This window comes from Ruegeria sp. N4 (genome assembly GCF_056531425.1).
The window spans coordinates 1-14,928 of the sequence record NZ_JBQFLT010000008.1; the positions used below are offsets into that span (position 1 = coordinate 1).

The window sequence follows — 14,928 nt, forward strand, 5'->3', positions numbered from 1 at the left end:
CTGCGGTCAGCGTGGTCTTGCCGTGGTCAACGTGGCCAATCGTGCCGATGTTGACGTGCGGTTTTGTACGCTCAAACTTTTCCTTTGCCATGATGGCCTCCTTTTTCGGTAATGAAGGGAGCCCCTGACCGGAGCTCCCTCAAATCTTCGCTTATGCGTATTTCGCCTGGATCTCGTCCGAGATGTTCTGCGGAACCGGATCGTAGTGATCGAACTGCATGGTGAACTGGGCACGGCCCGACGACATCGAACGCAGGGTGTTGATGTAGCCGAACATGTTCGCCAGCGGAACGAACGCGTCGATCGCGATCGCGTTGCCGCGCGGTTCCTGACCAGACACCTGGCCACGACGCGAGGTCAGGTCGCCGATGATACCGCCGGTATATTCTTCCGGGGTAATCACTTCGACCTTCATGATCGGTTCCAGCAGTTTCGCGCCAGCTTTGCGCATACCTTCACGCATACACATACGGGCCGCGATTTCGAACGCCAGAACGCTCGAGTCAACGTCGTGGAACTTACCGTCCAGCAGGGCAACCTTGAAGTCGATCACGGGGAAGCCAGCCAGCGGGCCGCTATCCATGACCGAGTTGATGCCTTTTTCAACACCCGGGATGTATTCCTTCGGAACGGCACCACCAACGATGCGGCTTTCGAACGAATAGCCTTCGCCCGGCTCGGTCGGCTGGATTTCCAGCTTAACTTCGCCGAACTGACCCGAACCACCCGACTGTTTCTTGTGGGTGTAGGTGTGCTCGACCGGCATCGAGATGGTTTCACGATAGGCCACCTGCGGTGCACCAATGTTCGCTTCAACCTTGAACTCGCGCTTCAGACGGTCAACCAGGATGTCCAGGTGAAGTTCGCCCATGCCCTTCATGATGGTCTGACCCGATTCCAGGTCGGTTTCCACACGGAAGGACGGGTCTTCGGCGGCCAGACGGGCCAGACCCTGGGACATTTTCTCCTGGTCGCCCTTGGTTTTGGGCTCGACCGCGATCTCGATCACCGGATCTGGGAAGGTCATGGTTTCCAGAACCACCGGATCCTTCGCATCACACAGGGTGTCACCGGTGGTGGTGTCTTTCAGACCCGCCAGCGCGATGATGTCGCCTGCAAACGCTTCTTCGATCTCTTCCCGGTTGTTCGAGTGCATCATCATCATGCGACCGATGCGCTCTTTCTTACCTTTGGTCGAGTTCAGGATCGAGTCACCCTTGTTCATGGTGCCCGAGTAGATCCGGGTGAAGGTCAGCGAGCCAACGAAGGGGTCGTTCATGATTTTGAACGCCAGACCCGAGAAGGCCATCTCGTCATCGGCACGACGGGCGATGTCACGAACTTCTTCCTCGTCGCCGGGTTTGAAGCCCATGTAATCGACAACGTCCAGCGGGCTGGGCAGATAGTCGATCACAGCGTTGAGCAGCGGCTGAACGCCTTTGTTCTTGAACGCCGAACCACCCAGAACCGGAACGAACGCGATGTCCAGAGTACCCTTGCGCAGCAGGGCGCGCAGGGTCTCAACGTCGGGCTCATTGCCTTCCAGGTATTCCATCATCGCGTCGTCGTCCATTTCGACGGCCGCTTCGATCATCTTGCCGCGCCATTCGTCAGCCATGTCTTTCAGGCTGTCGCGGATCGGAGCTTTGATCCAGCTTGCGCCCAGATCTTCACCCTGCCACAGCCACTCTTCCATGGTGACCAGGTCGATCAGACCTTCCAGCTCGGACTCGGCGCCGATCGGAATACCAACCGGAACAGCGCGTGCGCCGGTGCGGTCTTCGATCATGCGAACGCAGTTGAAGAAGTCTGCGCCGATCTTGTCCATCTTGTTGACGAAAACCATACGCGGAACCTTGTAGCGGTCAGCCTGACGCCACACGGTTTCGGTCTGGGGCTCAACACCGGCGTTTGCGTCCAGAACGCAGACGGCACCGTCGAGAACCGCCAGCGAACGCTCAACTTCGATGGTGAAGTCAACGTGACCGGGGGTGTCGATGATGTTCAGGCGGTGCTTGGGGGTATCGGCGGTCTGACCGTCCTCGGTGCGTTCCCAGAACGTGGTGGTCGCAGCCGAAGTGATGGTGATGCCGCGTTCCTGCTCCTGCTCCATCCAGTCCATGGTGGCTGCACCATCGTGCACCTCACCGATGTTGTGGGATTTACCAGTGTAATACAGGATACGCTCCGAGCAGGTGGTCTTACCTGCGTCGATGTGCGCCATGATACCGAAGTTACGGTACAGTTCGAGCGGATATTCGCGTGCCATTTTTGATAAGCCTCTGAATTACCAACGGTAGTGGCTGAAGGCTTTGTTCGCCTCGGCCATCTTGTGGGTGTCTTCGCGCTTCTTCACGGCGGTACCGCGGGACTGTACAGCGTCCAGCAGCTCACCGGCGAGGCGTTCTTCCATGGTGTTTTCGTTGCGGCCGCGCGCTGCAGTGATCAGCCAGCGGATGGCCAGTGCTTCGCGGCGCTCGGGGCGGACTTCGACCGGAACCTGATAAGTTGCACCACCAACCCGGCGCGAGCGAACCTCGACCGACGGTTTGATGTTGTCGAGCGCTTCGTGGAACACTTCGACAGGTGCGCGCTTGATCTTGTTCTCAACGCGGTCAAAGGCGTTGTAGACGATGCGCTCTGCGACCGACTTCTTGCCGTCGATCATCAGGTTGTTCATGAATTTGGTCAGAACCTTGTCGCCAAATTTGGCGTCAGGCAGGACTTCGCGTTTTTCGGCGGCGTGACGACGTGACATATCAGCCTCTCCTTCTTACTTGGGACGCTTCGCGCCGTATTTCGAACGACGTTGCTTACGATCTTTGACGCCCTGAGTATCCAGAACACCGCGCAGGATGTGGTAACGCACACCGGGAAGGTCTTTCACACGGCCGCCACGGATCAGAACAACCGAGTGTTCCTGCAGGTTGTGGCTTTCACCGGGGATGTACGAGATCACCTCGAACCCGTTGGTCAGGCGCACCTTGGCAACCTTACGCATAGCCGAGTTCGGCTTTTTCGGTGTGGTGGTGTACACGCGGGTGCAGACGCCGCGTTTCTGCGGGCACTGCTCCAGGTGCATGGACTTCGAGCGTTTTACTTTGGGCTGCCGCGGTTTGCGGATCAGCTGTTGAATAGTTGGCATTCCGGTTTCTTCCCCGTTTTGCAACACACATGACATGCACGCGGGTTGCGTGCGGTTAAATTTGCTGCACTCATGCGTCCACAAGCGCAAAATCCGCGAGCGTTCCCATTCCGAGGTGAACGTCGCGGTTGGTTATCAGAGGGCGCGAACGGCAAAATTGTCCGGGCCTTGACCAGTTCATTACTGAAATCGGTTATGGGGCGGCCCCCGGTACCGAGATGTCGCGCGTATTAAGGGGAGTCGGCCCAAGTGTCAACAGCACACCCGGTCCGCAGGTCAACTGGCCGTGTTGGGGCGATTTATCAGGGCGTGCTCCGGTTTGGCAATCGTTCCATTCGTTGCAGCCCATCGGATGCGCGGGCATAGTCGCCGCATCGGATGTCCCAGCGGGTGAATCATGCAAATCCTCGGCCTGTGCCGTTTTTCCTTTCCCGCCACTGACGGCTTTCAGATCCTGCATGACACGGTCGAGGACCGGCGGGCCTACCTATACAGCCCCGCCCGGCTGGAAGAACGGTTCCGCCTTTTCGAAACCACCACCCTGCCCTGCTTTCGCGAACAGACCGATCCGGATTTCGATCTGATCCTGCTGACCGGAACCTGTTTGCCCAAACCCTTTCTTGAGCGACTGCAAGACGTCACGTCCGACGTGCGCCAGATCCGCATTTTCCAGAAGGACGCCGCGCCTCACAAAGCTGTGGTTCGCGACGTTCTGAACACCGCACGCCAGACGCCGGATCAACCCTGCATACAGTTCCGAAATGATGACGACGACGCGGTCTCGGTGGATTTTGTCGAACGGCTGCGCCGGACGGCAAACGACAACGCAGGCCTGATGCAACGGTATGAGAGTGTCGGGATCGACTTCAACTCAGGCTATCTGGCGCGGTTCGGGCCGGGTGGGATTCAGGCCACCGCCGTCATGCGCTCGCTGTTGGCCGTCGGCCTTGGGATGTTTGTTCAGGGCGGCAGCAGCAGAACCATATTCGACCGATTGCACAACCGATTGGCCCGGTTCATGCCAGTGATCAGCCAACCTGATGCGCCGATGTGGGTGCGCGGGCTGAACGGGTTCAACGACTCGCCCCATGCGCGGACGGACAAAACCGAGCTTCGCCCGCTGACGCCGCAGCAAGCCGGGGAATTCATCGCCCGCTTTGCCATCGACTCCGATGCCGTGCAGGCAGCCCACAGCAAAAAACCGGACGACCGGCCATGATGCAGGTTATCGGTCTGTGTCGGTTTTCATACCCTGCCGTTGGCGGCTTTCAAGTCATGCATGACACGATCGAGGATCGGCGGCGTTTTCTCTATGACCCGGTCAGGTTGGAGCAGCGTTTCCACCTTTTCGAAACGCTGACCCTGCCCTGCCTGCGGCACCAGACGGATGAGCGCTTCCAGTTTCTGATCGTTGTCGGCGAGTGTCTGCCCGAACCGGCCCTGCACCGGCTACGCGACATCACGCGGGACCTGCCGCAGGTGCAGATCATCCCCAAACCGCCAAAGCGGCACCGCAAAGTCATGCAAGAGGTGCTGAACGCAGCGCGCAAGGACCCGGACCAGCCCTGCCTGCAATTCCGCCACGACGATGACGATGCCATTGCCATCGATTTTGTCCAACGCTTGCGAGCGGCGGCGCAGGATTGCGGCGGAACCCTGAAACAGCACGACACAGTGGGCATCGATTTCAATAGCGGCTATCTGTTGCATTCCGGGGATGCGGGCGTCTTTACGGCGCAGATTCACCGGCCTTTGGTCACGGCCGGTTTGGGCATGTATGTCGCGGCAGGCAACCCAAAATCCATCATGAACTTCACCCACAACAAGATCAGCCGGGTCATGCCGGTCGTCACCCTGCCGGACAGCCCGATGTGGGTGCGCGCACTGCATGCGCATAACGACTCGCCTCAGGCCCGGAAAAACCTGAATGACCTGACGCCTGTCCGACCCGCCGATGAACAGATCCTGCGCCAGCGTTTTGCGATTGATCCGGATGCTCTGCGGCAGGTTCAGTCGTCCGATTGAAGCGACCGCTCGCGCAGGAGCGTGAACAGCCCCGCCACGACAACCAAGGCCGCACCCATCAGCGTGACGCTGTCCGGCCAATCCCCAAAGACAAGCCAGCCCAGACCCAGCGCCCATAACAGGCTGGAATAGCGGAACGGGGCGACAAATCCGACCTCGCCCACCCGCATGACCATCACGCTGAACGTATAACCCATCAGAACAAACACGGCCGCAGCCGCCACCAACCCACCGGTTACATGCGCAACCGGCACCCAGCCTTCGAACACCGAGATGATCGCCGCCGTCACCGTGATTGACAAGGACGTCGCCAGAGTGACCACCATCGAAGGCACCTGTGCCGACATGCGCCGCGTGATCAGATCGCGCACAGTAACCGACAGCATCGCAATCAGCGCGTAGACCGCATACAGGTTGAACCCCTCGGGCCCCGGTCGGACGATCAGCAGCATTCCGGCGAACCCAATCGCAATGGCGATCATCCGCCGCCAACCGATGCTTTCATTGAAAAACAGCGCCGCCCCCAGCGTCACGGTCAGCGGCAACGCCTGCAAAACCGCCGTCACATTCGCCAGCGGCATGTTTTTCAAGGCCACCAGAAAGAAGAACGTGGCCGACAATTCCGTCAGACACCGCAGGGCAACCAGGATTTTGTCATGCCGCGGAAAGTTCAGATGCAGCGCCCCAAGATGCCGGGCCAGCAGATAGATCAGCACCGTCGCCAGCACACCTCGCATCGCGATCAACTGGAACAAAGGCAGGTCCTGCAGCGCAACCTTCACCAGTGTGTCGTTGACGGTAAAGGCCATCATGCTACCCATCATCAACAGCGCGCCTCTGACATTGGGGGTCATTCTAGTCTGATCCAAATACAAATGCTTTTGGGCATTGGTCTTTCAGGTCGCTGAAATGTCAACTCATCAATCAATGATCTCGCCCAGCATGACGGTGGTGTGGGGAGACACCTGTCCAGGCCAAAAGGGCCTATCCAAAACCCGCAGCACCTGTAAACTGATTGGCACCCGATACAGCCGCAGGCTGCACCGGGCACGGTGTATTTGCCCACACTCGACGCAAATCGCCCGCTTTTCTCAAAAAAAATCCCAAAAATGTGAGGTCATTTTGATTACAGCCGAATATTGCCGTCTATTCGCCCGTTACAACAGCTGGCAGAACTGTTCGCTTATTGCGGCAGCCGGAGCCGTACCTGATCCAACCGACCTTCCAAGAATGCCGTTGCTATAGGTGTCGGCGCACTGAACAAAAAAAGGCCCCGCGCAATCGCGGGGCCTTTTTCAATTGTCTTAAGCGAAACTTACTCGCGGCTTTCCGGGGTTTCCACCAGAACGTCCAGCTCATCCCCCACCATGTCGTCGTCGAATGCCGGGGCGGCCAGAGCAGCGGCGGCTTCGGCTTCTTCCCGACGGGCTTCGATGACCACGTTGTCACGCGACTGCGCGATGTGGCGGACGGCCTGGGTCGCACCACCGGTACCGGCGGGGATCAGACGTCCGACGATGACGTTCTCTTTCAGGCCAACCAGCTTGTCCTTCTTGCCCTGAACCGAAGCCTCGGTCAGAACGCGGGTGGTTTCCTGGAACGAGGCCGCCGAGATGAACGAACGCGTCTGCAGCGAGGCTTTGGTGATCCCCAGAAGGATCGGCTCGCCCTGCGCCGGACGACCACCACGGGCGATGGTCTTCTCGTTGGCTGCGTCGAACTCCTGCTTGTCGACATGCTCGCCTTTCAGAAGGGTGGTGTCGCCTGAATCCAGGATCTCCCACTTCTGCAGCATCTGGCGCACGATGACCTCGATGTGCTTGTCGTTGATCTTCACGCCCTGCAGACGATAGACGTCCTGCACCTCGTCGATCATGTAATCCGCCAGCGCTTCGACACCCATGATGGACAGGATGTCATGCGGAGCCGGGTTACCGTCCATCAGGTATTCACCCTTCTGGATGAAGTCCCCTTCGGCGACCGGGATGTGCTTGCCCTTGGGCACCATGTACTCGATGGTCTCCATGGACTCGTCAGCCGGTTCGATGCTGATGCGGCGCTTGTTCTTGTAGTCGCGGCCAAAGCGCACGTAACCATCGGCTTCTGCGATGATCGCGTGATCCTTGGGACGACGGGCTTCGAACAGTTCAGCCACACGCGGCAGACCACCGGTGATGTCCTTGGTCTTGGCGCCTTCACGCGGGATACGCGCGACAACGTCACCGGCTTCGACCTGCTGACCGTCTTCGACCGACAGGATCGCATCCACCGACATCGGATAGTGAACCGGGTTGCCCGCATCGTTGCGGACCGGCTCGCCATCTTCACCGACCAGAATGATCTCGGGCTTCAGGTCGCTGCCTTTGGGGGCCGCGCGCCAGTCGATCACGATCTTCTGGGTCATGCCGGTTGCTTCGTCGGTCTCGTCGCGGACGGCAAGGCCCGAAACCAGATCGACATATTTCGCGGTACCGGCTTTCTCGGCGATGATCGGCAGGGTGTACGGGTCCCATTCGAACAGCTTGTCGCCACGGGCCACTTTGGTGCCGTCCTTGACGAACAGCTTGGAACCGTAGCCCAGCTTGAAGCTGGCACGCTCTTCGCCGTGCTCGTCGTTGATCACCAGCTTCATGTTCCGGCCCATGACCAGGCTTTCACCTGCGGCATTGACCAGAATCTGCGGGTTCTCGAACGCGACAACGCCTTCCTGGTTGGCTTCCTGGAACGACTGCTGACCACCTTGGGCAACACCACCGATGTGGAAGGTCCGCATCGTCAGCTGCGTACCGGGTTCACCGATGGACTGGGCGGCGATGATGCCGACAGCTTCACCCGTGTTCACCATGGTACCGCGGGCCAGGTCACGACCGTAGCAAGTTGCGCAGACGCCTTCCTCGGACTCACAGGTCAGAGGCGAGCGGATGCGCATCGAGGCAACACCGGCTTCGTCGATGGTGTCCGCCATGCGTTCGTCGATCAACTGACCGGCTGCGACGATCACCTCGTCCGTGCCCGGGCGCAGAACATCGTCAGCAGCGACACGGCCCAGCACACGTTCGGCCAGCGAGGCAACAACCTCACCGTCGTTCACAGCGGCTTCGGCAGTGATCGCACGCTCAGTGCCACAGTCGATCTCACGAACGATGCAGTCCTGCGCCACGTCCACCAGACGACGGGTCAGGTAGCCCGAGTTCGCCGTCTTCAGAGCGGTATCCGACAGACCCTTACGGGCACCGTGGGTCGAGTTGAAGTACTCGAGAACGGTCAGACCTTCTTTAAAGTTCGAGATGATCGGCGTCTCGATGATGTCACCGTTCGGCTTGGCCATCAGGCCGCGCATACCGCCCAGCTGTTTCATCTGAGTGACCGAGCCACGCGCACCCGAGTGGGCCATCATGTAGACCGAGTTCGGTTCCTGCTCGGACCCGTCCTCTGCCCGATCCGACGACGAGATCGTCGACATCATGGCTTCGGTGACGCGGTCGTTACACTTCGACCAGGCATCGACAACCTTGTTATACTTTTCGCCCTGAGTGATCAGACCGTCCATGTACTGCTGTTCAAAGTCCTTCACCTGACCGCGGGTGTCATCAACGATGCCCCACTTGTCGTCCGGAATGACCATGTCGTCCTTGCCGAACGAAATGCCCGCCTTGAACGCTTCTTTGAAGCCCATCGACATGATCTGGTCACAGAAGATGACCGACTCTTTCTGACCGCAGTAACGGTAGACGGTGTCGATCACCTGCTGCACTTCTTTCTTCCGCAGCAGGCGGTTGACCAGTTCGAACGGCGCCTTGTTGTTCATCGGCAACAACGCACCCAGGCGCAAACGGCCCGGTGTGGTTTCATAGCGCTTCTGAACTTCGTTGCCTTCGTCGTCGATCTGCGTGATCCGCGCGGTGATTTTGGTGTGCAGATGCACTTCACCGGCGTCCAGCGCGTGCTGAACTTCTTCGATCGAACCAAAGACCTTGCCTTCGCCCGGCATACCTTCGCGTTCCAGGGTCACATAGTAGAGACCCAGGATCATATCCTGCGACGGAACGATAATGGGCGCGCCGTTTGCAGGCGACAGAACGTTGTTCGTCGACATCATCAGAACACGGGCTTCCAGCTGCGCCTCAAGGCTGAGGGGCACGTGAACCGCCATCTGGTCACCGTCGAAGTCGGCGTTAAAGGCAGAACAGACCAGCGGGTGCAGCTGAATGGCTTTACCTTCGATCAGGACCGGCTCGAACGCCTGGATGCCAAGACGGTGCAGCGTCGGCGCACGGTTCAACATGACTGGGTGTTCGCGGATCACCTCGTCGAGGATATCCCACACTTCGGGACGCTCTTTCTCGACCAGTTTCTTCGCCTGTTTCACGGTCGAAGACAGACCCTTGGCTTCAAGGCGCGAATAGATGAACGGCTTGAACAGCTCCAGCGCCATCTTCTTGGGCAGACCACACTGATGCAGCTTCAACTCCGGACCGGTCACAATGACCGAACGGCCCGAGAAGTCGACGCGCTTACCCAGAAGGTTCTGACGGAAACGACCCTGCTTACCTTTCAGCATGTCGGACAACGATTTCAGCGGACGCTTGTTGGCGCCGGTGATCACGCGGCCACGGCGGCCGTTGTCGAACAGAGCGTCAACGGATTCCTGCAGCATCCGCTTTTCGTTGCGGACGATGATGTCAGGCGCGCGCAGCTCGATCAGACGCTTCAGACGGTTGTTCCGGTTGATGACGCGGCGATACAGATCGTTCAGATCCGAGGTCGCAAAACGGCCACCATCCAGCGGAACCAGCGGACGCAGTTCCGGTGGAATGACCGGGATCACAGTCATCACCATCCACTCGGGCCGGTTGCCCGACTCGAGGAAGGATTCAACAACCTTCAGACGCTTGATGATCTTCTTGGGCTTCAGTTCGCCGGTTGCTTCGGCCAGATCAGCGCGCAGCTGCTCGGCTTCGGCTTCCAGATCGATCTGGGCCAGCATCTCACGGATGGCTTCAGCACCGATATTGGCGGTGAACGCGTCCATGCCATAGGCATCCTGCGCGTCCATGTACTCTTCTTCGGTCAGCATCTGGCCGTAGGTCAGGTCGGTCAGACCGGGCTCGATGACGACATAGTTTTCAAAGTACAGAACGCGTTCCAGATCGCGCAGCGTCATGTCCAGCATCAGACCGATGCGGGACGGCAGCGATTTCAGGAACCAGATATGCGCAACGGGCGCGGCCAGTTCGATGTGGCCCATACGCTCACGGCGGACTTTCTGCAGGGTGACTTCCACACCGCATTTCTCGCAGACAACGCCGCGATATTTCATCCGCTTATATTTGCCGCACAGACATTCGTAATCTTTGATCGGGCCAAAGATACGCGCGCAGAACAGGCCGTCACGCTCGGGCTTGAACGTCCGGTAGTTGATGGTTTCGGGTTTCTTGATCTCGCCATAGGACCAAGACAGGATCCGCTCGGGCGACGCCAACGAGACCTTGATCTCGTCAAAGACCTTCGGGGGCGTCAGCGGGTTGAACGGGTTGTTGGTGATTTCCTGGTTCATTTGTTACCTCAAATCTTGCGGAAGGGGGGACGGGAGAAAGGGCCGCGCCCTTACTCCTCAACCTCCGCATCCAGGAGTTCCATATTCAGGCCGAGGCCACGGACTTCTTTAACCAGAACGTTGAACGATTCCGGTACGCCCGCTTCAAAGTTATCCTCGCCCTTGACGATCGACTCATAGACCTTGGTCCGGCCGGCGACGTCATCCGATTTCACGGTCAGCATCTCCTGCAGGGTGTAGGCGGCGCCGTAAGCTTCCAGAGCCCAGACTTCCATCTCACCAAAGCGCTGACCACCGAACTGCGCCTTACCACCCAGCGGCTGCTGAGTAACTAGGCTGTACGGCCCGGTCGAACGCGCGTGGATCTTGTCGTCCACAAGGTGGTGCAGTTTCAGCAGGTACTTGATGCCCACGGTCACCGGACGCGCGAATTGCTCACCGGTACGCCCGTCGAACAGAACCGACTGACCGCTTTCCGAGAAGCCCGCGCGCACCAGCGCGTCGTTGACGTCAGCCTCTTTGGCGCCGTCGAAGACCGGGGTTGCGATCGGAACACCGCGGGTCACGTTGCCCGCCGCCTCGATCAGGCCATCCTCGTCCAGACCGGTGATGCCTTCTTCGTAGACATCCTCGCCATAGGCCAGCTTCATCGCTTCGCGCACCGGGGTCAGATCGCCGGAACGGCGGTATTCACCCAAGGCGTCGTCGATGTTCAGACCCAGACCGCGCGCGGCCCAACCCATGTGGGTTTCAAGGATCTGACCAACGTTCATACGCGAAGGCACACCCAGCGGGTTCAGACAGAAGTCAACCGGCGTACCATCGGCCAGGAACGGCATGTCTTCCATCGGAACAACCTTGGAGATCACACCTTTGTTCCCGTGACGACCGGCCATCTTGTCGCCCGGCTGCAGCTTGCGCTTCACGGCGATGAAGACTTTGACCATCTTCATCACACCCGGCGGCAGGTCGTCGCCACGGCGGACTTTCTCGACCTTGTCTTCAAAACGGGCGTCCAGAGCACGTTTCTGCACTTCGTACTGCTCGTTCAGAGCTTCGACGATCTGCGCGTCCTGTTCGCCTTCCAGCGCCAGCTGCCACCACTGACCGCGGGTCAGGGTTTCCAGCAGCTCCTCGGTGATCACCGAGCCTGCCTTGACGCCCTTCGGGCCTTTGACAGCGGTTTTACCCAGGATCAGGCCCTGCAGACGCGCATAGATGTTGCGGTCAAGGATCGCCAGTTCGTCGTCCCGGTCACGGGCCAGACGTTCAACTTCCTCACGCTCGATCTGCAGCGCACGCTCGTCTTTTTCGACGCCGTGACGGTTGAAGACGCGGACCTCGACGACCGTACCGTAATCGCCCGGCTTCACGCGCAGCGAGGTGTCGCGCACGTCAGATGCTTTTTCACCAAAGATGGCGCGCAGCAGCTTTTCTTCCGGGGTCATCGGGCTTTCGCCCTTCGGGGTGATCTTACCGACCAGAATATCGCCCGGCTCAACATCCGCACCGATGTAAACAATGCCCGCCTCGTCGAGGTTGCGCAGCGCTTCTTCACCGACGTTCGGGATGTCGCGGGTGATCTCTTCCGGACCCAGCTTGGTGTCACGGGCGGCGACTTCGAATTCCTCGATATGGACCGAGGTAAAGACGTCATCACGCGCGATACGTTCCGAGATCAGGATCGAGTCTTCGTAGTTGTAACCGTTCCACGGCATGAACGCGACAACCACGTTCTTACCAAGGGCCAGTTCACCCATATCGGTCGACGGACCATCGGCAATGACCTCGCCCTTCTGGACGGTATCACCCACCTTGATCAGCGGACGCTGGTTGATGCAGGTGTTCTGGTTCGAACGCTGGAACTTGCGCAGACGGTAGATGTCAACGCCAGCGTCGCCCAGTTCCAGATCTTCAGTGGCGCGGATAACGATACGCTGGGCATCGACCTGGTCGATGATACCGGCGCGTTTCGCCTGAATCGCAGCGCCCGAGTCGATCGCAACCTTTTCCTCGATGCCCGTCCCGACCAGCGGTGCCTCGGCCCGCAGCAGCGGAACCGCCTGACGTTGCATGTTCGAGCCCATCAGAGCGCGGTTGGCGTCGTCATTTTCAAGGAATGGAATCAGCGATGCAGCGACCGATACCAGCTGTTTCGGAGATACGTCGATCAGGTCCACATTCTCGCGCGGGGCAAGCGTGTAGTCACCGGCCTGACGGGTCGAAACCAGATCGTTGATGAACTTGCCATCCGCATCCAGCGTCGCGTTCGCCTGCGCCACGGTGTGACGCATTTCTTCGGTCGCGGACATATAATGGACCTCATCGGTCACCTCGGCGTCTTTGACGACGCGGTACGGTGTTTCGATGAAGCCATACTTGTTCACGCGGGCGAAGGTGGCCAGCGAGTTGATCAGACCGATGTTCGGACCTTCGGGCGTTTCAATCGGGCACATCCGGCCATAGTGGGTCGGGTGCACGTCGCGCACCTCAAAGCCCGCACGCTCACGTGTCAGACCACCCGGGCCAAGCGCCGAGAGACGGCGTTTGTGGGTGACTTCCGACAGCGGGTTGGTCTGGTCCATGAACTGCGACAGCTGCGACGAGCCGAAGAATTCGCGAACCGCAGCCGCAGCCGGTTTCGCGTTGATCAGGTCCTGCGGCATGACGGTGTCAATCTCGACCGACGACATACGCTCCTTGATCGCGCGCTCCATGCGCAGCAGGCCAACGCGGTACTGGTTTTCCATCAACTCGCCGACCGAACGGACACGACGGTTGCCGAGGTGGTCGATATCGTCCACGTCGCCTTTGCCGTCACGCAGTTCAACCAGCGCCTTGACGCAGGCCACGATGTCTTCGCGGCGCAGGGTACGCAGGGTGTCCGGCGCGTCCAGAGCCAGACGCATGTTCATCTTCACGCGGCCAACAGCGGACAGGTCATAACGCTCACTGTCGAAGAACAGAGTGTCGAACAGAGCGGACGCAGCCTCGACGGTGGGCGGCTCGCCCGGACGCATGACGCGGTAAATGTCCATGAGCGCGCTTTCGCGGTTCATGTTCTTGTCCTGCGCCATAGTGTTGCGCATGTACGGACCAACATTGACGTTGTCGATGTCCAGAACCGGAATGTCGGTGATGCCTGCGTCGATCAGCTCTTTCGCGGTGCCACCGATCAGGTCGCCGTCCTTGTCATATTCCAGCGTCAGCTCGTCACCGGCTTCGACATAAATCGCACCGGTTTCTTCGTTGATGATGTCCTTGGCAACATATTTGCCTACGATGTGATCAAACGGAACCAGCAGGTCGGTAACGGTGCCTTCGTCGATCAGCTTCTTGACCGCGCGCGGGGTGACCTTCTTGCCTGCTTCGGCAATCACTTCACCGGATTTGGCGTCAACCAGATCATAGGTCGGACGGGTGCCGCGTACACGCTCAGGGAAGAACGGCGTGACCCAACCCTTCTTCTTGTCCAGCTTGTAGGACACGGTGTTGTAATACGCGTCCATGATCGCTTCCTGATCCAGACCCAGCGCATAGAGCAGGGTTGTCACAGGCAGCTTACGGCGACGGTCGATACGGGCGAAGACGATGTCCTTGGCGTCGAACTCAAAGTCCAGCCAGCTGCCGCGATACGGGATGATGCGGCAGGCAAACAGCAGCTTGCCCGAGGAATGGGTCTTGCCCTTGTCGTGGTCAAAGAACACACCGGGCGAGCGATGCATCTGGGACACGATCACACGCTCGGTACCGTTCACGATGAACGTCCCGTTCGGTGTCATCAGGGGCATATCGCCCATGAACACGTCCTGTTCCTTGATGTCTTTGACCGATTTCGCGCCGGTGTCCTCATCGACATCAAACACGATCAGACGCAGAGTAACCTTCAGCGGCGCGCTGTAGGTCATGTCGCGCTGCATGCACTCTTCGACATCGTATTTGGGTTTTTCCAGATCGTATTTCACGAACTCCAGAACGGAGGTTTCGTTGAAATCCTTGATCGGGAAAACCGATTGGAACACGCCTTTGATGCCTTCGCCGTCGGTGGGCTGCTCTGCATCGCCGGAGCGCAGGAAAAGATCATAAGAAGATTTCTGGACCTCAATGAGGTTCGGCATTTCCAGCACTTCGCGGATTTTGCCGTAATATTTACGAAGACGTTTCTGGCCAAGGAACGTTTGAGCCATGTCAGATGTCACCT

The 14,928-nt window shown here is 59.0% G+C and carries 9 protein-coding genes; 2 read left to right on the top strand and 7 right to left on the bottom strand.

Annotated elements, in window-relative coordinates; genetic code table 11:
- The 4 genes from ACR0LW_RS13260 to rpsL all read right to left on the bottom strand — a co-directional run.
- Nucleotides 1-91 (bottom strand): GTP-binding protein (locus tag ACR0LW_RS13260; protein ID WP_215675807.1); only part of this gene is annotated, 91 nt, incomplete at its 3' end.
- A gap of 60 nt (nt 92-151) precedes the next feature.
- Complete coding sequence (gene fusA / locus ACR0LW_RS13265; protein ID WP_480586628.1) at nt 152-2,269, bottom strand: elongation factor G; 2,118 nt, start codon at nt 2,267-2,269, stop codon at nt 152-154.
- A gap of 18 nt (nt 2,270-2,287) precedes the next feature.
- Entirely contained in the window at nt 2,288-2,758 is a 471-nt protein-coding gene (gene rpsG / locus ACR0LW_RS13270; protein WP_039529242.1) for a 30S ribosomal protein S7, read from the bottom strand.
- Between the two features lie 15 nt (nt 2,759-2,773).
- Entirely contained in the window at nt 2,774-3,145 is a 372-nt protein-coding gene (rpsL, locus tag ACR0LW_RS13275) for a 30S ribosomal protein S12 (RefSeq protein WP_005621086.1), read from the bottom strand.
- 397 nt (nt 3,146-3,542) lie between these two features.
- Here rpsL and ACR0LW_RS13280 point away from each other — a divergent pair, with 397 nt between their 5' ends.
- Nucleotides 3,543-4,364, top strand: a complete 822-nt coding sequence (locus ACR0LW_RS13280; RefSeq protein ID WP_480882916.1) for a putative rhamnosyl transferase — start codon at nt 3,543-3,545, stop codon at nt 4,362-4,364.
- Nucleotides 4,361-5,170: a putative rhamnosyl transferase gene (locus ACR0LW_RS13285; RefSeq protein ID WP_480586622.1), complete on the top strand. Its 810-nt coding sequence runs from the start codon at nt 4,361-4,363 to the stop codon at nt 5,168-5,170. The genes ACR0LW_RS13280 and ACR0LW_RS13285 overlap by 4 nt, the downstream gene beginning before the upstream one ends.
- On the opposite strand, the gene ACR0LW_RS13290 is transcribed toward ACR0LW_RS13285, so the two are convergent.
- From ACR0LW_RS13290 to rpoB, 3 genes are all read right to left on the bottom strand, one after another.
- Entirely contained in the window at nt 5,155-6,024 is an 870-nt protein-coding gene (locus tag ACR0LW_RS13290; protein ID WP_170737940.1) for a DMT family transporter, read from the bottom strand. The genes ACR0LW_RS13285 and ACR0LW_RS13290 overlap by 16 nt on opposite strands.
- Before the next feature lie 461 nt (nt 6,025-6,485).
- Nucleotides 6,486-10,727 (bottom strand): DNA-directed RNA polymerase subunit beta', encoded by a 4,242-nt coding sequence (gene rpoC / locus ACR0LW_RS13295; protein WP_480586616.1) that lies wholly within the window; start codon nt 10,725-10,727, stop codon nt 6,486-6,488.
- 50 nt (nt 10,728-10,777) lie between these two features.
- Nucleotides 10,778-14,914: a DNA-directed RNA polymerase subunit beta gene (rpoB, locus tag ACR0LW_RS13300; protein ID WP_480780922.1), complete on the bottom strand. Its 4,137-nt coding sequence runs from the start codon at nt 14,912-14,914 to the stop codon at nt 10,778-10,780.
- Nucleotides 14,915-14,928: the final 14 nt, after the last annotated feature.

Coding starts and splice junctions, on each gene's coding strand:
- fusA (WP_480586628.1), bottom strand. CDS start 2,269: ATGGCACGCGAATATCCGCTCGAACTGTACCGTAACTTCGGTATCATG.
- rpsG (WP_039529242.1), bottom strand. CDS start 2,758: ATGTCACGTCGTCACGCCGCCGAAAAACGCGAAGTCCTGCCTGACGCC.
- rpsL (WP_005621086.1), bottom strand. CDS start 3,145: ATGCCAACTATTCAACAGCTGATCCGCAAACCGCGGCAGCCCAAAGTA.
- ACR0LW_RS13280 (WP_480882916.1), top strand. CDS start 3,543: ATGCAAATCCTCGGCCTGTGCCGTTTTTCCTTTCCCGCCACTGACGGC.
- ACR0LW_RS13285 (WP_480586622.1), top strand. CDS start 4,361: ATGATGCAGGTTATCGGTCTGTGTCGGTTTTCATACCCTGCCGTTGGC.
- ACR0LW_RS13290 (WP_170737940.1), bottom strand. CDS start 6,024: ATGACCCCCAATGTCAGAGGCGCGCTGTTGATGATGGGTAGCATGATG.
- rpoC (WP_480586616.1), bottom strand. CDS start 10,727: ATGAACCAGGAAATCACCAACAACCCGTTCAACCCGCTGACGCCCCCG.
- rpoB (WP_480780922.1), bottom strand. CDS start 14,914: ATGGCTCAAACGTTCCTTGGCCAGAAACGTCTTCGTAAATATTACGGC.